This window comes from Neisseria sp. CCUG17229, from assembly GCF_047839235.1.
GTDB classification, from domain to species: Bacteria; Pseudomonadota; Gammaproteobacteria; order Burkholderiales; family Neisseriaceae; genus Neisseria; species Neisseria brasiliensis.
Window position 1 is genome coordinate 2256263 of sequence record NZ_CP181247.1, and the last position, 19443, is coordinate 2275705.

The 19443-nt window shown below is 48.5% G+C and carries 16 protein-coding genes, 2 tRNA genes and 3 rRNA genes; 5 read left to right on the forward strand and 16 right to left on the reverse strand.

What is annotated here, in order from left to right; genetic code table 11:
- Positions 1-27: 27 nt before the first annotated feature.
- The 3 genes from ACM67B_RS10835 to pyrB form a co-directional block, all read right to left on the reverse strand.
- Positions 28-675: a hypothetical protein gene (locus ACM67B_RS10835; protein WP_416189610.1), complete on the reverse strand. Its 648-nt coding sequence runs from the start codon at positions 673-675 to the stop codon at positions 28-30.
- Positions 676-818: 143 nt separating this feature from the next.
- Complete coding sequence (pyrI, locus tag ACM67B_RS10840; protein ID WP_416189611.1) at positions 819-1277, reverse strand: aspartate carbamoyltransferase regulatory subunit; 459 nt, start codon at positions 1275-1277, stop codon at positions 819-821.
- Positions 1278-1287: 10 nt separating this feature from the next.
- Positions 1288-2208, reverse strand: a complete 921-nt coding sequence (gene pyrB, locus ACM67B_RS10845) for an aspartate carbamoyltransferase (protein ID WP_416189612.1) — start codon at positions 2206-2208, stop codon at positions 1288-1290.
- A 354-nt stretch (positions 2209-2562) separates the two neighbouring features.
- Here pyrB and ACM67B_RS10850 point away from each other — a divergent pair, with 354 nt between their 5' ends.
- Positions 2563-2892, forward strand: coding sequence for a hypothetical protein (locus ACM67B_RS10850; RefSeq protein ID WP_416189613.1), 330 nt, complete (start codon positions 2563-2565; stop codon positions 2890-2892).
- Positions 2893-2930: 38 nt separating this feature from the next.
- Here ACM67B_RS10850 and ACM67B_RS10855 read toward each other — a convergent pair whose 3' ends face one another.
- Positions 2931-4235: an ammonium transporter gene (locus ACM67B_RS10855; protein ID WP_416189614.1), complete on the reverse strand. Its 1305-nt coding sequence runs from the start codon at positions 4233-4235 to the stop codon at positions 2931-2933.
- 63 nt (positions 4236-4298) lie between these two features.
- Complete coding sequence (locus tag ACM67B_RS10860; RefSeq protein WP_095502334.1) at positions 4299-4637, reverse strand: P-II family nitrogen regulator; 339 nt, start codon at positions 4635-4637, stop codon at positions 4299-4301.
- A gap of 380 nt (positions 4638-5017) precedes the next feature.
- Between ACM67B_RS10860 and ACM67B_RS10865 the strand changes: the two genes are divergently transcribed.
- On the forward strand, positions 5018-5848 hold the full coding sequence (locus tag ACM67B_RS10865) for a GNAT family N-acetyltransferase (RefSeq protein ID WP_416189615.1): 831 nt from the start codon (positions 5018-5020) through the stop codon (positions 5846-5848).
- A 70-nt stretch (positions 5849-5918) separates the two neighbouring features.
- Complete coding sequence (locus ACM67B_RS10870) at positions 5919-6056, forward strand: hypothetical protein (RefSeq protein WP_416189616.1); 138 nt, start codon at positions 5919-5921, stop codon at positions 6054-6056.
- 119 nt (positions 6057-6175) lie between these two features.
- On the opposite strand, the gene ACM67B_RS10875 is transcribed toward ACM67B_RS10870, so the two are convergent.
- Both ACM67B_RS10875 and pyk read right to left on the reverse strand, forming a co-directional pair.
- On the reverse strand, positions 6176-7615 hold the full coding sequence (locus ACM67B_RS10875) for an OmpP1/FadL family transporter (protein WP_416189617.1): 1440 nt from the start codon (positions 7613-7615) through the stop codon (positions 6176-6178).
- Positions 7616-7816: 201 nt separating this feature from the next.
- Entirely contained in the window at positions 7817-9289 is a 1473-nt protein-coding gene (gene pyk, locus ACM67B_RS10880; RefSeq protein ID WP_416189618.1) for a pyruvate kinase, read from the reverse strand.
- Between the two features lie 297 nt (positions 9290-9586).
- On the opposite strand from pyk, the gene ACM67B_RS10885 reads away from it, so the two are divergent.
- Together ACM67B_RS10885 and ACM67B_RS10890 are read left to right on the forward strand one after the other, a co-directional pair.
- Positions 9587-10081 (forward strand): hypothetical protein, encoded by a 495-nt coding sequence (locus ACM67B_RS10885; RefSeq protein WP_416189619.1) that lies wholly within the window; start codon positions 9587-9589, stop codon positions 10079-10081.
- 159 nt (positions 10082-10240) lie between these two features.
- Positions 10241-10528, forward strand: a complete 288-nt coding sequence (locus tag ACM67B_RS10890) for a ComEA family DNA-binding protein (protein ID WP_416190565.1) — start codon at positions 10241-10243, stop codon at positions 10526-10528.
- 188 nt (positions 10529-10716) lie between these two features.
- Here the strand turns inward: ACM67B_RS10890 and rrf are convergent.
- The 9 genes from rrf to ACM67B_RS10935 form a co-directional block, all read right to left on the reverse strand.
- Positions 10717-10830 (reverse strand): 5S ribosomal RNA (gene rrf / locus ACM67B_RS10895).
- A 120-nt stretch (positions 10831-10950) separates the two neighbouring features.
- Positions 10951-13842 (reverse strand): 23S ribosomal RNA (locus ACM67B_RS10900).
- 421 nt (positions 13843-14263) lie between these two features.
- Positions 14264-14339, reverse strand: a tRNA-Ala gene (locus tag ACM67B_RS10905).
- A gap of 11 nt (positions 14340-14350) precedes the next feature.
- Positions 14351-14427: transfer RNA gene (locus ACM67B_RS10910), tRNA-Ile, on the reverse strand.
- Positions 14428-14555: 128 nt separating this feature from the next.
- Positions 14556-16096, reverse strand: a 16S ribosomal RNA gene (locus ACM67B_RS10915).
- Together the 16S, 23S and 5S rRNA genes with 2 tRNA genes alongside form the textbook arrangement of a ribosomal RNA operon.
- 493 nt (positions 16097-16589) lie before the next feature.
- A complete protein-coding gene (gene dksA, locus ACM67B_RS10920) occupies positions 16590-17006 on the reverse strand; it encodes an RNA polymerase-binding protein DksA (protein WP_416189620.1) in 417 nt (138 codons plus the stop codon).
- A gap of 217 nt (positions 17007-17223) precedes the next feature.
- Positions 17224-17781, reverse strand: coding sequence for a YggT family protein (locus ACM67B_RS10925; RefSeq protein ID WP_416189621.1), 558 nt, complete (start codon positions 17779-17781; stop codon positions 17224-17226).
- Positions 17782-17785: 4 nt separating this feature from the next.
- Complete coding sequence (gene proC / locus ACM67B_RS10930) at positions 17786-18583, reverse strand: pyrroline-5-carboxylate reductase (RefSeq protein WP_416189622.1); 798 nt, start codon at positions 18581-18583, stop codon at positions 17786-17788.
- Between the two features lie 80 nt (positions 18584-18663).
- Positions 18664-19359, reverse strand: a complete 696-nt coding sequence (locus ACM67B_RS10935) for a YggS family pyridoxal phosphate-dependent enzyme (protein ID WP_416189623.1) — start codon at positions 19357-19359, stop codon at positions 18664-18666.
- Positions 19360-19443 lie beyond the last annotated feature (84 nt).

Sequence of the window (19443 nt, forward strand, 5' to 3'; positions counted from 1 at the left end):
GTTAACTTGGCCGGATAATCGGTTAAATCAATACAATAATTTTTTGCGCGGTTTTTCTTCCGTGAAGCCACTGTTGAGCAGGCTTAAATCCAAAACGGTTTCGGAAGAGCAGGCATCGCCGAAGGTGTTTTCACACGTTACCGTCACGCGCACCACACCGCTGAATTCTTGGTTGGGCAAATCAGTGACCAACATACGGCTGTCGGCAAAAATACCGCCATAGGTTTCACCCGAAGCCAAGTGGTCGATGCCTTCCGCTACGGCCGGAAGCTGCGCCATCGCTTGGGTAACGGCTTGACTGCACGGCTGGTCGGGCATGGCTTCGATATGTACTTTCACCTTTTCCGCCATGCCTTTGCCGTAATTGCGCACGGCCAATACCAGCATTTCCGGCCTGTCCTCCACACGATGAATCGCAGCATGCAACACCGGATGCACGCTTTCTTTTTGAATCAGACTTTCACGATACAGTATTTCACGGCGCTGGTTGGCACGCACGGAAACCACTGCATAAATCAGCCAAATCAAAGCCACTGCGGCAATGGCGATCAAGGTCAGCGGCAGATTGGCCAAATAATCTTGCGGATTAAACCATAAGCAGGCCGCAAAAAATCCGGCAAAAAAAATCAAAACATATAAAACCGGCGCGAAACGGCGTTGAAAAGATGAATTCATGGTTTTCCCGTGTGTGATTAAAAGGCCGTCTGAACCATTCAGACGGCCTTTATTCTAACAGACTATCTGTTTATGATTTAAGCATTTATGCCATGCGGTCAGTTTTTTAGAATAATTGCGAAGTATGGCAAAAAACACTTTCTTTAGGCTTCGGCCACCGATTCGCGCGAGAAGGTTTTTTCGCAATAATGGCATTTCAAACGTGTTTGACCATTGTGGGTGCGCACGTAAAAACGGCTTTTCACCGGCTCACCATGGCTGGCGCAATTGGTGTTCGGACAACAGAACACTTCACTGATTTCAGACGGCATGGTTAAGTGGCGTTTCGACACCACCTGAAAATCTTCAATCACATTCACCACCGCTTCAGGCGCGAACAAAGCCAAGCGGTTGGCGGCGGTATCATCCAGCCACACGCCGGTGATTTTGATGATGTCTTTGCTGCCCTGCGTTTTGCTCGGTAGATTGAAGCCCACCGTCACCGCGCTGCCGTAATGCAGCAATTTAAATTGGCGCAAAATCGCCAAGCCTTTGCCGGCGGGAATGTGGTCGATCACCGTGCCGTTTTGAATCGCTTCGACGCTGTATTGTTTCTTTTCCATTTCGCGCTCCTTACACTTCTTCGTTCAACACCAGCGACAAAATCGCCATGCGGGCATACACGCCGTTGGTCGCCTGTTCAAAATAATAGGCATGCGGCGTGGCATCGACATTCGGATGGATTTCATCGACACGCGGCAAAGGATGCAGCACGCGCAAATTGGGTTTGGCGTTGGTCAGCATCGAGGCATCCAAATTGAATTTGCCTTGGATTTTGGCAAATTCCTGCTCGTCGAAACGCTCACGCTGCACGCGGGTCATGTAAAGAATATCCGCCCACTCGACCGCTTCTTCCAAAGTGGCAAAGAACTGATGCGTGCAGCCGGCTTCGTCCAATTCTTCGGTGATGTATTCCGGCATGGCCAAGCTCGGCGGTGACACAAACGCAAATTCACAGCCCCAACGCTTCAAAGCTTGGCACAAAGAATGCACGGTACGGCCGTATTTCAAATCACCGCACATGGCCACTTTCAAGCCGTTCAGACGGCCTTGTGTTTCAAAAATCGTCACCAAATCAAGTAAAGTTTGGCTTGGGTGTTGGTTGGTGCCATCGCCCGCATTAATCACCGGCACAGCGGAAAACTCGGCCAACACACGCGCTGCACCGTCTTTCGGATGGCGCTGGATAATCGCATCGGTGTAGCTGGAAATAATGCGTGCCGTGTCCGCCAGTGTTTCGCCTTTTTTCGCGCTGGTATTGGCGCCGTCGGCAAAACCAATAACCTTGCCGCCCAAACGTTGCACGGCGGTTTCAAACGACAAACGCGTGCGCGTGGACGGCTCGAAAAAGCACGACCCAATTAATTTGCCTTCCAGCAAATCGCTGCGCGGCTCGGCTTTGAGTTTCAAGGCGGTATTGAGCAGCAATTCCAGCTGCGGCGTGGTCAAATCGGCGATGGAAATGACGTTTTGACGATAAAGCGGATTGGGCATGGGGTTTCCTTTTTCCAATGTCAAGATGGCGCGGCACACGGTAATGAGCGGCTGAAATGTCCATAAAAAAACCCGCCGTGCGGGAAAATGGAAACAATCAGGCCGCCGCGAAAGCAGCAATCGCAAAGCAGTCAACTGAAAGCTGTGTGTTCATGGTGTGCCGTTACATGCAGATGGTTCAGACGGCCTTATTATCGCATATCCCCAGCCTGTGTGCACAGATTCGCCGTGGGTTTTCAAGATGTTTTTTCAGACGGCCTGATTCACATCAAGCAGGCCGTCTGAAACATTTCTTTAACGGGCATCAGCCGTTTTCTTCTATAACCACTTTTTACGTTTCCCCAAGGAAAAACGATGCGTTTCCGTTTTCTGCTGCCATTGGCACTCGCCCTGACCCTCACCGCCTGCTCGCAAGAAGCGGCCAAATCCTACACCGACAACGAAGAATTTTACACCGGCTTTCGTGAAGGTTTTATCGAAAGCAGCACCCAATCCTGCTTGGCTTCTTCCGGCGGCGACACAGCCGAAATCAAAGCCTTGTGCGAATGCGCCAGCCTGAAGCTGGCCGATTCGATTACGCGCGAAGAAATGAAAGACGCGTCTATCGGCACACCGCTGCCGAATATCGAAGCCCGCACACAAGCTGCGGTGAATGCGTGTCGAGAACAGAAACCTGCTCAATAATATAAAAGGCCGTCTGAATTTCAGACGGCCTTTCTCAATTATTCAACACGTTCACCGTGAATGGTCAAATCCAAGCCTTCGCGTTCGGTGTCTCTATCGACACGCAAGCCGCCGCAGATTTTGCCGACGATTTTTAAAATCACCCAGCTCATCACGCCGCTATACACAATGGTGGTCAAAGCATCTTTGGTTTGAATCCACACTTGCGAACCAATCGTCGCATCGCCGCCGAAGATTTGGTTGTCGAACACCAAGCCGGTTAAGATTGCGCCAACAATGCCGCCAAAACCGTGAATACCAAAGGCATCAAGCGAATCGTCATAACCCAGCTTGCGCTTAATCACTGCCACGGCCACATAACATGCTACTGCCGTCACCACCCCGATAATGATCGCACCACCGGTCGCCACAAAGCCTGCTGCCGGAGTAATGCCGACCAAACCAGCTACCGCGCCTGAAGCCAAGCCCAGCGCCGAAGGTTTGTGTCCGGCCAGTTTTTCACAAATCAGCCAAGTGATGGCACCGAATGCGGTCGAAATTTGTGTCACCGCCATCGCCATGCCTGCCGAAGCATTGGCTGCCACCGCCGAACCGGCATTGAAACCAAACCAGCCAAACCACAACATCGCCGCGCCGATTAAGGTCAAAGCCATATTGTGCGGCGGCATAGCTTCGCGGCCATAGCCCACGCGTTTGCCCAACACCAACGCTGCTACCAAGCCGGCCACACCGGCATTGATGTGCACCACTGTGCCGCCCGCGTAATCAAACACGCCGCCTTCACTCATAAAGCCGCCGCCCCATACCCAATGCGCTGTCGGTACATACACCAGCAGAAACCATATGCCGGAAAACAGCATCATCGCCGAATATTTCATGCGCTCGGCAAATGCGCCGGTGATAATGGCGGTGGAAATGATGGCAAACGTCATTTGGAAAAACATAAACACCGTTTCCGGAATCGAGCCTGCATTTGGCGATACGGTCACCATCTCTTTGGCCATGTCCATGCTCATGCCGTTGAGAAACAACCGATCAAAGCCGCCGGTAAAGGCATTGCCCGGCGTAAACGCCAACGAATAACCGGCCACCACCCACAATACGCTGATTAAAGCCGCGATGGAAAAACTGTGCATCATGGTAGAGAGCAGGTTTTTCTTGCGCACCATGCCGCCGTAAAACAAAGCCAAGCCGGGCAGCGTCATAAACAGCACCAAAGCCGCCGCCGTCATCACCCAAGCCGTGTCACCCGAATCGATGGCGCTGAACGGTTGCCACCAATCCAAATTGTTTGCCATCGCACCTGCGGGTAAAAAGCCCGCCATCCATGCCGATTTTTTCATGTTCTCTGTCCTTTTCTTCTTCTCAATGATTTGCTGCATGCCGTCTGAACAATGTTTGCGGTTTCAGACGGCCTCGTTACCGGTTTCACCTGTACGGATACGGATGACTTGCTCGACCGCTTCGACAAAAATCTTGCCGTCACCGACTTTACCCGTACGCGCTGTTTCCAAAATCATGTCGACGATTTGACCAACCCGTTCGTCTTCCGCCACGATTTCCACTTTTACCTTGGGCATGAAATCCACCGCATATTCTGCCCCACGATACACTTCGGTATGCCCTTTTTGGCGGCCGAAGCCTTTCACCTCACTGACCGTCATGCCGTGTACACCGATGTTGCTGAGCGCTTCACGCATATCGTCCAATTTAAAAGGTTTGATCATTGCCGTAATTTTTTTCATCTCGCCTCCAAGATTGTCAACAATTTAACGTAATTAAACATTACACCCATTTAACCTAAGATGCAATATATTGTTGACAATTTTACAAATAAAATTATCCCCTCGCCCGTAAAGTATAAGTTAAGAATTTGTTTTTATTTAAAATAAAAATAATAACAAGAAACGGGCTGCTAAAAAATAAAGAAAATTATGAAATTTATATGAAAAATAAAGCCATACTATGGTTTAAATTCCTTGATTTTTTTCTGCTCGCCGTCTGAAGTTTGATCCCACACAACCAAATCTTATTGATTTTGTAAAAATTTTTTACCGCAATGTTTTGAAGAAAAGCCGCTTAGTCAGTTATAATTCGTGAAGAACCAATCTTTCAGGAAGACACCATGTTAGTTTGCAATCCTTACGAAGTTGTCATTCATGGCACCACCAGCTCCGGCCGCGTTTTCCGCCCGAGCGACTGGTCGGAACGTTTGTGCGGTATTCTGTCTTCGTTCGACAAAGACAACCGCTTGTCTTACTCGAAATGGGTACGGCCGATTTTGGTGGATAAAGTACGCTGCGTGGCGGTGGATAAAGAACTGGAAACCATCAATCCGCCGATGTTCCGCTTTCTGATGGATTTCGCTTCCGATAACGATTTACGCATCATTGACTGCAAAGCCTTACTGGAAGAACAAGCCGCGCAAAACAACCCTGATGAAAAAGTGATGCTGGCGCAGGCGATTGAAGAGAAACACGCCGCCGAATCCCAACGTGAAGCTACCACTACCGACAACAGCGTGTTGCGCGAAATCATGCCGGATGAAACGGCCACTGCCTTTGCTGCCTTAAGCATGTTGCGCGCCAACCTGACCGACATCAACCGCTTTGTCGAACAAGTTAATCAGCAACAACGCCCAGCCGGTTACCGCCTGTTCGGTATTTTTGAAGAAGGCAAACACAATGCCGTGGCCGTGGTCGGTTTCCATGAAACCTACAATCTGGCCAGTGGCCATCATATTCACATCGACGACATCGTTACCATGCCGCAAAGCCGCCGCAAAGGTTATGCCTCACGCCTGTTGGATGAAGTGCGCAAAATCGGCGGCGAAGTAGGTGCGACCAAAATTCACTTGAATGTTCATGTCAGCCAAGACCGCGTGAATGCGCACCGCCTGTATTTCAAAAACGGTTTTGAAATCAGCGCTTATCATTTCCGCAGCGATACCAAATAAACACAGAGGCCGTCTGAAACGTTTCAGACGGCCTTTTTAGAAATATCAATTTGAATTATAAAGGAAAAATATGAAAACCTTTTTTACTATCGGCTTGGTTTTACTGCTCTCCGCTTGCGCCGGCGGTTTATCGGGTAACGGCAGCTCGGAAATGTATGGCGAAATCAAAACAGGCGTGGAAACTACACACACACGCATCGGCAATTAATCTTTTGCGTGTTTCCAGCAGATTTGAAATGAGATAACGATAAAACAAGCCGTCTGAAAAGAATTTTTCCTTTTCAGACGGCTTGTTTGTATTACCAGCACAATTAGTTTATTCCAATCTTAGCGGAATTTATAGCTGTATTGCACACCCAAAATATTGGCGTAATTGTTGAATTTCGCCGTTGCCGCGCCTTTGCTGTCGACATTGTCACCAGTTGACGCTGCTGCATTAAAACTGGTGTCATTGATGTGGATATGGCTGTAGGCCACGTCGAAGACATGGTTTTTGCGGTATTGGTATTTGGCACCCACCGAATACCAAATGCGGTTGCCGTCAGGCAAGGTATTCAAGCGGCTTTCGGCACCGCGTACCGGGCTTTGGTCGAAGGCAATGCCGGCACGCAGTTGCAACGGCTCGCTGTATTGGTATGAACCGCCGATGGCCACTTTGTAGGTATTGCGCCAGTTTGGGGTGATGATGGTGCGGTCGGATTTGTTGTCGTCGCCAATATTTTTGGTATTTTCAAAGACTAATTCGGCTTTATTGAAACGGCTGTGGCGCGTCCAAGTGATATCGCCAAACAGGTTCAGCTTATCGGTGGCTTTATACATGCCGTGTACCGACAAAGATTCAGGCGTCACGATTTTAACCAAGGCTTTTTCATGTGGCACATAGCCACGGCCCTCCAATGGCTTACCGGCATTGAGTGAAGTCGGCTGGCCAATAACCGCACCATAAAGCGATTGACCGTCCAATACAGGATTTGGCGTACTGACAGCCGCTCCATCAGCATACCAATCAGCCGTACCTTTAAGCGTATGGCTAACTTTCGAACGGTAATTCACACCGACACGAGTACGGTCATTCACATCCCACATCCACGCCAATTGGTAGCCAAAGCCCCAGTCTTTGCCTTTTACTTCAGCATGGCCATCGGCGTGGCCGGTAGCATCGAATCCTGCTTTCTCACTCACCCCTCCACTGGCATCCCAGTCAGCATATTTACGCAATTCCGCAGTCGAATATTGAGCAATCGCACCGACACCAATCGAATGTTGCGGATGGAATTGATACGCCACGACCGGCTCAACGGCAATGGTGGTCAAACCCAATTGGTTTAAATGATGGCGCAAAACCGAATCTTTACTGTATTCGGTTGACGAGCCAAACGGCACATACATACCGACGCCGACGGTGACATCATCATTCACTTTATAAGCGCCGTAAACATGCGGGGCAATCACAATATCGTCGGTGATTTTGCCACCGGTTTCACCGTTCACGTTACCGCCATTGCGGTAAGTTGCTTCGGCATCACTGTATTTGATATGTGGCGCCACGGCATTGATGGCTGCAGTAATTTCGTGGTTTTCCAGCTTCGTCAAACCGGCCGGATTGTAGAAAATGGTGGAGGCATCAGCCGCTTCGGCAGCGGCGGCATTGGCCGTGCTTTGTGCGGTTACCGATTGGGTACCGAAATGATAGCCGGAAGCTTGGGCGGCGGTGGCTGCAAACGCCAGGGCCACGCCCAAACTGATTTTTTTCAAAGACTTTTCCATAATTCGTATCGTATCGTAAAACATAAAAAAGGCCGTCTGAAACGACCGTGTACTTCAATTAGTGTAGCTGCTCGATTTTATAATAGCTTGTGCGCGAATAATAGTTTTTTCTACATTTTGTCTATCTTTCGGTTACATTGTGCTACTTTTATGCAAAACACAAAAAAAGCAGGCTGAAACAGCCTGCTTTCTGACACAAAATTATTTCACCTGCAACACTTCCAACATATTGGTCGAGCCGGATTCACGCATTTTTGAACCACTGGTGATAATGTATTGATCACCAGATTTCAAAATATTGTGCTCGATTAGGGTAGCTTCCACTTCATTCAGGGCGGTGTTGTGGTCGGTACTGGTTGCCAAAATCATCGGGCGCACACCACGATACATGGCCATGCGGCGCTGTGCTGAAATGCTTGGAGTTAAAGCGAAAATCGGCAATTGGATATTGTGGCGGCTGATTTCAAAAGCAGTTGAGCCACTTTCAGTCAAGGCCACAATCGCTTTGGCATGCACAGCGCGTGCCACGCTGACCGCACCGGCTGCAATCGCCAAGTTGGTGCTAACCGCTTCTTTATCTTCAATCACTTCCGATACACCGTTCAACGAATCCTGCTCTTTTTCTGCCGCAGTACAAATCATCGCCATTTGGGTCACTGTTTCAAACGGATACGCACCTACTGCAGTTTCTGCCGAACACATCACGGCATCGGTACCATCCAATACGGCATTGGCCACATCGCTTACTTCGGCGCGAGTCGGTACTGGATTGGTGATCATACTTTCCATCATTTGGGTTGCGGTAATGCTGAAACGGCGCAATTCACGCGCACGTCGAATCATGCGTTTTTGCAGCGCAGGCACCGCCGCATGACCAACCTCTACCGCCAAATCACCACGCGCCACCATGATGCCATCTGAAGCGAGAATAATTTCATCCAAGTTTTCAATCGCTTCTACACGTTCGATTTTCGATACCAAGCCCGGGCGCACGGCATTGCTGCCCTGCATTTCTTCTTCTACTTTGGCACGGGCAAGATGCAAATCTTCAGCGGACTTAACAAAGCTGATGGCCAAATAATCGCAACCGATGGCAATGGCGGTCTTCAAATCACGGAAATCTTTTTCAGTTAACGCACCGGCTGACAAACCACCACCCGGCTTATTGATGCCTTTGTTACTTTTCAAAACATGGCTATTGGCTACAGTTGTAATAATTTTACTTCCTTCAACCGAGTCAACGGTTAAAGTTAACAATCCATCATCCAACCATAATACATCCCCCGGCTTCACATCATTCGGTAAATCACGGTAATCCAAGCCCACTGCTTCACGCGTACCTTCTTCTTCCAGCGCAGCATCCAAAACCAGTTTTTCACCCTGATTCAACTGAATGCTGCCACCGGCAATTTTACCTACACGGATTTTAGGCCCTTGCAAGTCGGCTAAAATCGCAATTTCTTGTCCGGAACGTTTGGCTGCCTCACGCACAATACGCGCATTTTCTTGATGAAATTCTGCGGTGCCATGGCTGAAATTAAAACGAACGACATTCAAGCCACCCACACGAATCATGTCTTCAAGCAATTGAACATCATTGCTACCGGGGCCCAAGGTGGCCACAATTTTGGTATTGTGGCTGATACGGGTTAAATCTCGTTGTACGGTATTCATTGACATCCTTTCTGGTAAGCCTACTGTTATTAAGAAACAAATTGTAACCTGAAACTCTTTTATTTTGGTATAAAATTACAGAATTTGTGATTCAAACCAAATTTTGCTTATCTTTTTTCGATCCGATCACGATAAAGCAAAATCTGTCACCGTTTGAAATATGTGATTTTGATTACATCATACATAAACTATTATAGTTTGCCATCTAATACATATTTTTTACATGGGCAAATAGCCAAATTTATATGTAATAATGTATTATATTTTTGTAATTTATACATTAATTTTTCATCCATAATGAACCGCCTATTTACTTCTCTTCCTATTTGGATTGTTTTGGCAGACATGATTTACGGCTTAGGCTTAAATATTCTTCAAAGTATGACTCGCCAATCCAATCAAACACCAACTGATACCGTTACACCCGATATTGCCTTCAGCAGTCTACAGGTTATCTCAAATGGTGGGATGATTCTCATCATTGGCTTTGGCTTAATCGTTTTACTGCAACTCAACCGAGCTGTATTACAAAAAGAAATCTTACCCATCGGCATTTTCAAGACATTAGGCCTGATTGCTGTCTTGGCCTTTAGCCTTCCTGCAGTATGGGAATGGTTATGGGCAATTACATTGTTTTTATCCGGCCAGAATGTATTTAATCTTAACAATATCCGTTATCTAATCAGCGCATTGTGCTTACCCGCCATTGCTTTACTTTGCCTATACCGTTTATTTGGCTGGTATCAATTACATAAAACTTTACCAGCGCCAACCGGCTCAACCCCATCATAAACTGCCCAACTTTAAAATGGGGCCTCCATTCCTTCAGAATATTGGAAACAAGCATAAATATGTATCCCAAAACCTGAGCGCACGATTTGCCATCCCGGCAGCGGCTAAATATAATGCACACTTTAACCGTTCAAAAAAGGAGCAACCGGCGTGAATACTTTGAAAAAAATCCTCTTTACCGCACTGGCTACTCTGGCCGCCTCGATATCGGCTGCAGCCGTCAATATCAATACGGCCTCCGAAAGCGAACTGACCGCCCTGCCGGGCATCGGCCCAGCCAAAGCCAAAGCGATTGCGGAGTACCGCAAACAGCACGGCAGCTTTAAAACGGTGGATGAGTTGAAAAACGTCAAAGGCATTGGCGAGGGAATCTTCTCGAAGCTGAAGAATGAGGCTACTGTCACTGCGCCGGCCAAGAAGGCTGCCCGGCCTGCTGTGGAAAAATAAGGGTCGTGCTGTATCTAGCAGGTTGTGAGGCCGTCTGAAACCTGTCAGTGGGTTTAGGCGGCTTTTTGTTTTGGATAACAAATTAAATGAGGCATTATGAGACGATAAATCATCTATCTAAGTAAGATATTTGGGGTTATTTTAAACGTAAAGAAGCCTCTGACAAGGGTCAGAGGCTTCGAATGGGTGTTTGGCAGTGACCTACTTTCACATGGAAGAACCACACTATCATCGGCGCTGAGTCGTTTCACGGTCCTGTTCGGGATGGGAAGGCGTGGGACCAACTCGCTATGGCCGCCAAACTTAAACTGTACAAATCGGTAAGCCGTTATGCAGTCTCCTGCACTTATTTATTCTTTAATCAACTGTTGGTGATGACTGAATCATCAGTAAGCTTTTATCTTTGAAGTTCTTCAAATGATAGAGTCAAGCCTCACGAGCAATTAGTATCGGTTAGCTTCACACATTACTGCGCTTCCACACCCGACCTATCAACGTCCTGGTCTCGAACGACTCTTTAGGAGGATTAAATCCTCAGGGAAGTCTCATCTTCAGGCGAGTTTCGCGCTTAGATGCTTTCAGCGCTTATCTCTTCCGAACTTAGCTACCCGGCTATGCCACTGGCGTGACAACCGGTACACCAGAGGTTCGTCCACTCCGGTCCTCTCGTACTAGGAGCAGCCCCCGTCAAACTTCCAACGCCCACTGCAGATAGGGACCAAACTGTCTCACGACGTTTTAAACCCAGCTCACGTACCACTTTAAATGGCGAACAGCCATACCCTTGGGACCGACTACAGCCCCAGGATGTGATGAGCCGACATCGAGGTGCCAAACTCCGCCGTCGATATGAACTCTTGGGCGGAATCAGCCTGTTATCCCCGGAGTACCTTTTATCCGTTGAGCGATGGCCCTTCCATTCAGAACCACCGGATCACTATGTCCTGCTTTCGCACCTGCTCGACTTGTCGGTCTCGCAGTTAAGCTACCTTTTGCCATTGCACTATCAGTCCGATTTCCGACCGGACCTAGGTAACCTTCGAACTCCTCCGTTACTCTTTGGGAGGAGACCGCCCCAGTCAAACTGCCTACCATGCACGGTCCCCGACCCGGATTACGGGTCTGGGTTAGAACCTCAAAGTCACCAGGGTGGTATTTCAAGGACGGCTCCACAGAAACTGGCGTCTCTGCTTCTAAGCCTCCCACCTATCCTACACAAGTGACTTCAAAGTCCAATGCAAAGCTACAGTAAAGGTTCACGGGGTCTTTCCGTCTAGCAGCGGGTAGATTGCATCTTCACAACCACTTCAACTTCGCTGAGTCTCAGGAGGAGACAGTGTGGCCATCGTTACGCCATTCGTGCGGGTCGGAACTTACCCGACAAGGAATTTCGCTACCTTAGGACCGTTATAGTTACGGCCGCCGTTTACTGGGGCTTCGATCCGATGCTTGCACATCTTCAATTAACCTTCCAGCACCGGGCAGGCGTCACACCCTATACGTCCACTTTCGTGTTAGCAGAGTGCTGTGTTTTTAATAAACAGTCGCAGCCACCTATTCTCTGCGACCCTCCAATGCTTACAGAGCTAGTCTTTCACATCGAAGGGCATACCTTCTCCCGAAGTTACGGTATCAATTTGCCGAGTTCCTTCTCCTGAGTTCTCTCAAGCGCCTTAGAATTCTCATCCTGCCCACCTGTGTCGGTTTGCGGTACGGTTCTGATTCAACTGAAGCTTAGTGGCTTTTCCTGGAAGCGTGGTATCGGTTACTTCAGCACCTTGGTGCCTCGTCATCACTTCTCGGTGTTAAGAAGACCCGGATTTGCCTAAGTCTTCCACCTACCGGCTTAAACAAACTATTCCAACAGTTTGCTAACCTAACCTTCTCCGTCCCCACATCGCATTGAATCAAAGTACAGGAATATTAACCTGTTTCCCATCGACTACGCATTTCTGCCTCGCCTTAGGGGCCGACTCACCCTACGCCGATGAACGTTGCGTAGGAAACCTTGGGCTTTCGGCGAGCGGGCTTTTCACCCGCTTTATCGCTACTCATGTCAACATTCGCACTTCTGATACCTCCAGCACACTTCTCAATGCACCTTCTTCGGCCTACAGAACGCTCCCCTACCATACGTGTAAACACGTATCCGCAGCTTCGGTTATAGATTTGAGCCCCGTTACATCTTCCGCGCAGGACGACTCGACCAGTGAGCTATTACGCTTTCTTTAAATGATGGCTGCTTCTAAGCCAACATCCTGGCTGTCTGGGCCTTCCCACTTCGTTTACCACTTAATCTATCATTTGGGACCTTAGCTGGCGGTCTGGGTTGTTTCCCTCTTGACAACGGACGTTAGCACCCGCTGTCTGTCTCCCGAGGAGCAACTTGATGGTATTCTTAGTTTGCCATGGGTTGGTAAGTTGCAATAACCCCCTAGCCATAACAGTGCTTTACCCCCATCAGTCTCATTCTCGAGGCACTACCTAAATAGTTTTCGGGGAGAACCAGCTATCTCCGAGTTTGTTTAGCCTTTCACCCCTATCCACAGCTCATCCCCGCATTTTGCAACATGCGTGGGTTCGGACCTCCAGTGCGTGTTACCGCACCTTCATCCTGGCCATGGATAGATCACTCGGTTTCGGGTCTACGCCCAGCAACTAGTCGCCCTATTAAGACTCGGTTTCCCTACGCCTCCCCTATTCGGTTAAGCTCGCTACTGAACGTAAGTCGTTGACCCATTATACAAAAGGTACGCAGTCACGGAACATGTCCGCTCCCACTGTTTGTATGCATCAGGTTTCAGGTTCTATTTCACTCCCCTCCCGGGGTTCTTTTCGCCTTTCCCTCACGGTACTGGTTCACTATCGGTCGATGATGAGTATTTAGCCTTGGAGGATGGTCCCCCCATATTCAGACAGGATTTCACGTGTCCCGCCCTACTTGTCGTACGCTTAGTACCATTGATCAGATTTCGAATACGGGACTATCACCCACTATGGTCAAGCTTCCCAGCTTGTTCTTCTATCTCAACAATTATCACGTACAGGCTCCTCCGCGTTCGCTCGCCACTACTTGCGGAATCTCGGTTGATTTCTTTTCCTCCGGGTACTTAGATGGTTCAGTTCTCCGGGTTCGCTTCTCTAAGCCTATGTATTCAGCTTAGGATACTGCACAAAATGCAGTGGGTTTCCCCATTCGGATATCGCGGGATCAAAGCTTTATTGCCAGCTCCCCCACGCTTTTCGCAGGCTTACACGTCCTTCGTCGCCTATCATCGCCAAGGCATCCACCTGATGCACTTATTCACTTGACTCTATCATTTCAAGAACCTCTTTGACTTAATCCGCACTACCGTTGACAAGTAGTGGAACTAGATGTTTTTACTTTGATAAAGCTTACTGCTTTGTTGTGTCTTAACCCTGCCTTTTGTGTTTCAGGGTTAAGTCGATACAATCATCACCCAAATTCTGTGATTTACTTCTTTACAACAATCAGCCATTTGCAAATAGCTGATTGTCAAAGTAAATCAACATTGTCTTTGTTTGTTGATTTCGGCTTTCCAATTTGTTAAAGATCGATGCTTTTCAATATTGCTATTGACTTCGCAAATCAAAATGAGCTGGCCATTATATCAGCCTTCTTTTTTCTGTCAAGCTTTTATTGGTCAAACAAAAAAATCAGCGCTATGCGCTTTTTTGTTCTTCCTGCCAACTGACTTTGATTTGGGAAGTGCGTGGTGGAGGCAAACGGGATCGAACCGATGACCCCCTGCTTGCAAAGCAGGTGCTCTACCAACTGAGCTATGCCCCCAGTATGAGTTATGGTGGGTCTGGGAGGACTTGAACCTCCGACCCCACGCTTATCAAGCGTGTGCTCTAACCAGCTGAGCTACAAACCCAAGGTCGTTATTTTGAAATCGTTTAAGTTCAGTTTTTAACCGTTCTTTTTTTTGATCTCTCAATATCTTTTGCATCTTCTACAGTTTACCGATAAGTGTGAATGCGAGAAGCCTCTTCTTTTCTCTAGAAAGGAGGTGATCCAGCCGCAGGTTCCCCTACGGCTACCTTGTTACGACTTCACCCCAGTCATGAAGCATACCGTGGTAAACGGGCTCCTTACGGTTACCCTATCTACTTCTGGTATCCCCCACTCCCATGGTGTGACGGGCGGTGTGTACAAGACCCGGGAACGTATTCACCGCAGTATGCTGACCTGCGATTACTAGCGATTCCGACTTCATGCACTCGAGTTGCAGAGTGCAATCCGGACTACGATCGGTTTTGTGAGATTGGCTCCACCTCGCGGCTTGGCTACCCTCTGTACCGACCATTGTATGACGTGTGAAGCCCTGGTCATAAGGGCCATGAGGACTTGACGTCATCCCCACCTTCCTCCGGCTTGTCACCGGCAGTCTCATTAGAGTGCCCAACTGAATGATGGCAACTAATGACAAGGGTTGCGCTCGTTGCGGGACTTAACCCAACATCTCACGACACGAGCTGACGACAGCCATGCAGCACCTGTGTTACGGCTCCCGAAGGCACTCCTCCGTCTCTGGAGGATTCCGTACATGTCAAGACCAGGTAAGGTTCTTCGCGTTGCATCGAATTAATCCACATCATCCACCGCTTGTGCGGGTCCCCGTCAATTCCTTTGAGTTTTAATCTTGCGACCGTACTCCCCAGGCGGTCAATTTCACGCGTTAGCTACGCTACTAAGCAATCAAGTTGCCCAACAGCTAATTGACATCGTTTAGGGCGTGGACTACCAGGGTATCTAATCCTGTTTGCTACCCACGCTTTCGAGCATGAACGTCAGTGTTATCCCAGGGGGCTGCCTTCGCCATCGGTATTCCTCCACATCTCTACGCATTTCACTGCTACACGTGGAATTCTACCCCCCTCTGACACACTCTAGCTAGCCAGTTCAAAACGCAGTTCCCAGGTTGAGCCCGGGGATTTCACATCTTGCTTAACTAACCGTCTGCGCTCGCTTTACGCCCAGTAATTCCGATTAACGCTCGCACCCTACGTATTACCGCGGCTGCTGGCACGTAGTTAGCCGGTGCTTATTCTTCAGGTACCGTCATCACACAGTGATATTAGCACTATGCTTTTCTTCCCTGACAAAAGTACTTTACAACCCGAAGGCCTTCTTCATACACGCGGCATGGCTGGATCAGGCTTGCGCCCATTGTCCAAAATTCCCCACTGCTGCCTCCCGTAGGAGTCTGGGCCGTGTCTCAGTCCCAGTGTGGCGGATCATCCTCTCAGACCCGCTACTGATCGTCGCCTTGGTAGGCCTTTACCCCACCAACTAGCTAATCAGATATCGGCCGCTCAAATAGCGCTAGGCCCGAAGGTCCCCAGCTTTCCTCCTCAGAGAATATGCGGTATTAGCTAATCTTTCGATTAGTTATCCCCCACTACTCGGTACGTTCCGATATATTACTCACCCGTTCGCCACTCGCCACCCAAGAAGCAAGCTTCTCTGTGCTGCCGTCCGACTTGCATGTGTAAAGCATGCCGCCAGCGTTCAATCTGAGCCAGGATCAAACTCTTATGTTTAATCTCTAACTTATTTAACTTCTGGTCTGCTTCAAAGAAACTGACAAAGTATAGATATTTCTACATCTTGTCTGTTTTTGTCGCAGTGTGAGGCTTGTCGCACTCACACTTATCGGTAATCTGTTTGTTAAAGAACAAGAACCGAATTATACATCACTCAAACTGCTTGTCAACTCTTTTTTTCAAATTTCATCGAAAAATTAAATCAACCGTGCTATAATTATCAGTTCGTTTCGCTACTGCGTCAGCAGCGAAGAACCGAACTATACCCCTCTCCCCCAAAACCGTCAACTCCCACAAACAAATAATTTCTACAAAAATCAACAAATCGCTGTTTTACAATCAAATTTAATTTCAACCAAATCACGTAAACCTCTAAACCTTCTTGAAACACTGTATCAAATTCAATCCAAATATAAACCATTTACCCAAAGCAAAGGCCGTCTGAAATCTTCAGACGGCCTTTCTAAAATACATATATACGTTAGACGACTTAATCGGCGAATTGTTTTTTCATTCGCTCGCGACGCTCTTGCGCTTCAACAGATAATGTTGCGGTCGGACGTGCCAGCAAACGTTTCAAACCGATCGGCTCACCGGTGTCGGTACAGAAGCCATAATCTCCTTCATCTATATTGCGGATGGTGGCTTGTACTTTTGCCAGCAATTTACGCTCACGGTCACGTGTGCGTAACTCTAAAGCATACTCTTCTTCTTGTGTTGCACGGTCGGCAGGATCGGGAGCTGATTCGTGTTCTTGCAGATGGCTGGTGGTGACTGTTGCATTTTTAATCAACTCATCTTGCATATTAACGAGCAGCTCTCGGAAGAATGCCAATTGGTCGGCATTCATGTAATCGTCTTCCGGGCCGTCCCAGTTTATAATGTCTTGTTCTGTCAGCTTTGCCATAATAATTTCTTTCTCTAAAAATCGGAAACTGCTGTTTCTGCTCACAACCGCTTATTTTTTATTCATTTTTGAAAGGTTGCGCTTTCAAAAATGCCGTATCATAACATGTTTTTTTCGGTTCGTTACGTTCGGTTATCTGCTTTGCACTTTTTTGCACTCAAACAAATATTTTGAATCAGTAGGACTTTGTTCTATTTTCGTTTGGATGAGCCTTTTATTAACGCAGCAACCATAAATTTACACTACTGACCAATTTGGGTAAGAAATCTATCAATAAAGACCACAAGATCAATGCTATTACACCGCCGGAAAAATCATAGCGTCCGATGCGTAAGAATGCAAACGGGCGCGACATTGGTTCGAAAATACGCTGCAATGATGCGACCAACAATGAATATGGATTAATGAAACTGAGCAGCATACGGATAATCAGACCCAAGAGTAAAACATAAATCACGGCTTTCAGCATGCTGATTAGTGAAAAAATAAAATTTGCCGCCACAATTTTACTGCTCATGCTGCCAGGCAATGCTACCCACGTCATCACCATATAAACAATGTAATACACCAACAACCCGGCCAACAGGCAGGCCGTATCCCAACGGCCGGCAGCAGGTGCGACTTTGTGTAAGGGCTTAACCAGCCAATCGGTGGTTTGACGGCAAAAGGCGGCCAGCGGATGATTGGCATCCAATTTCGCCCAATGCAACAGGCACCGCGCTACCATCACAATCACCAAACCATCGGCCAGTAATAACAATAAATCGGCTTTCATGTTTTCAGACGGCCTCGAATTGTTGTGAAATTTCTTGCGAACGGGCTACACAGGCTTCTACCCCTTCTACTATTGATTCGGTGACACCACGCTTATCAAACACTTTGTAGGCTTCCATGGTGGTGCCGCCTTTCGACATCACACTTCGGCGCAAATCTTCAAACGATGCGCCGCTTTGTTCGGCCAATTCAACTGCGCCTTTGAATGTCGCCAAGGTCAGGCTACGGGCTTGTTCGGCATCGAACCCTTGTGCCAGTGCGGCTTGTTGTAAAGCATTCAGCAGATAAAACACATAGCCGCTGCCACTGCCGCTGATGCCGGTGATGGCGTGCATTTGCGCTTCGTCAGCGAGCCATGCGGTTTGACCAACGGCGCGCATGATGGCATCGGCGGTTTGCTTGTCTGCGTCACTCGCTTCTTCAGCCGCGTACATACCGGTAATCCCTAAACCGATTTGGCTGGGCACATTGGGCATGGTGCGAACAATACGGCGGTTGCCTTGCAGATAACGGCTTAAGGTTTCGATGCTCAAACCGGCTGCGACCGACAGCACCAATGCGCCGTTGGTTTGCACATATTCACACGCAGCCTGCATGTCTTGCGGCTTAACCGCCAACACCAGCACATCGTTTGCAGACAATGGCGGCAGTTTCTCCGATACGCTAACACCCAATTCCTTAGCCAAACGTTCGCGCTTTTCTGCGCCGCGGTTGGCGATATGCACCTGATACCCGCCCTGCTTCACCAAACCGCCGGCAATTGCCGCCGCCATATGGCCGCCGCCTAAGAAAAATACATTCATGTTGCTTGCCTTTCGTTATTCTATATACATGTTGTGGCCGTCTGAAAATAAATGATTGGTTTTCAGACGGCCTCATGCTTTTATTTACTGTAATCACGCTGGCCGAAAATCGCGCTGCCGATGCGTACATGGGTTGCCCCGCATTCTACCGCAATCCGCATATCGCCCGACATGCCCATCGACAATACGTCTGCCTTCACACCTGCTGCGTTCAAATCCGCCAATAATTGCTGCATGGTCGCAAACTGCTGGCGCAATTCGTCATCGCTGCTGTCGGCCTTGGCCACACACATCAAACCACGCACTTCAATATTCGGCAGCTTCGCCACGTCCACCGCCAAGGCCACCGCTTCTTCGGGCGGCACACCGTGTTTGGCTTCTTCGGCGGCGATGTTCACTTCAATACACACTTGCAGCGGCGGCATTTCAGACGGCCTTTGATTGCTGATGCGCTGCGCGATTTTCAGACGGCCTACCGTGTGCAGCCAATGCGCACGCTCGGCAACGTATTTGGTTTTGTTGGATTGCACATCGCCAATGATGTGCCACACGATGTCTGACAAATCGGCGAGCGTTTGCGTTTTGTCATACCATTCCTGAATGTAGTTTTCGCCAAAATTGCGCTGCCCGGCGGCATATACTTCGCGGATGTCTTCAGCCGGAAAGGTTTTACTCACGGCCACCAACTGCACCGATTCTTTCAGACGGCCTACTGCTTCGGCAGCTTCGGCAATGTCGGTTAAAACGGCTTGATAATGTTGTTGCAATCCTGACATGTTGCTTTCCTTTATCCGGCTTTTTATCGCCTTTTTGCAAAATATACTTTGGTTGAACGATATTTCTTTGAACGATATGATGTA

Bases quoted from the DNA above. Each gene is read 5' to 3' on its own strand.
- ACM67B_RS10850 (WP_416189613.1), top strand. From the start codon at position 2,563: ATGCGTTTCCGTTTTCTGCTGCCATTGGCACTCGCCCTGACCCTCACC.
- pyk (WP_416189618.1), bottom strand. From the start codon at position 9,289: ATGAATACCGTACAACGAGATTTAACCCGTATCAGCCACAATACCAAA.
- ACM67B_RS10855 (WP_416189614.1), bottom strand. From the start codon at position 4,235: ATGAAAAAATCGGCATGGATGGCGGGCTTTTTACCCGCAGGTGCGATG.
- pyrB (WP_416189612.1), bottom strand. From the start codon at position 2,208: ATGCCCAATCCGCTTTATCGTCAAAACGTCATTTCCATCGCCGATTTG.
- ACM67B_RS10925 (WP_416189621.1), bottom strand. From the start codon at position 17,781: ATGAAAGCCGATTTATTGTTATTACTGGCCGATGGTTTGGTGATTGTG.
- proC (WP_416189622.1), bottom strand. From the start codon at position 18,583: ATGAATGTATTTTTCTTAGGCGGCGGCCATATGGCGGCGGCAATTGCC.
- ACM67B_RS10875 (WP_416189617.1), bottom strand. From the start codon at position 7,615: ATGGAAAAGTCTTTGAAAAAAATCAGTTTGGGCGTGGCCCTGGCGTTT.
- ACM67B_RS10860 (WP_095502334.1), bottom strand. From the start codon at position 4,637: ATGAAAAAAATTACGGCAATGATCAAACCTTTTAAATTGGACGATATG.
- ACM67B_RS10865 (WP_416189615.1), top strand. From the start codon at position 5,018: ATGTTAGTTTGCAATCCTTACGAAGTTGTCATTCATGGCACCACCAGC.
- dksA (WP_416189620.1), bottom strand. From the start codon at position 17,006: ATGGCAAAGCTGACAGAACAAGACATTATAAACTGGGACGGCCCGGAA.
- ACM67B_RS10835 (WP_416189610.1), bottom strand. From the start codon at position 675: ATGAATTCATCTTTTCAACGCCGTTTCGCGCCGGTTTTATATGTTTTG.
- ACM67B_RS10885 (WP_416189619.1), top strand. From the start codon at position 9,587: ATGAACCGCCTATTTACTTCTCTTCCTATTTGGATTGTTTTGGCAGAC.
- pyrI (WP_416189611.1), bottom strand. From the start codon at position 1,277: ATGGAAAAGAAACAATACAGCGTCGAAGCGATTCAAAACGGCACGGTG.
- ACM67B_RS10870 (WP_416189616.1), top strand. From the start codon at position 5,919: ATGAAAACCTTTTTTACTATCGGCTTGGTTTTACTGCTCTCCGCTTGC.
- ACM67B_RS10935 (WP_416189623.1), bottom strand. From the start codon at position 19,359: ATGTCAGGATTGCAACAACATTATCAAGCCGTTTTAACCGACATTGCC.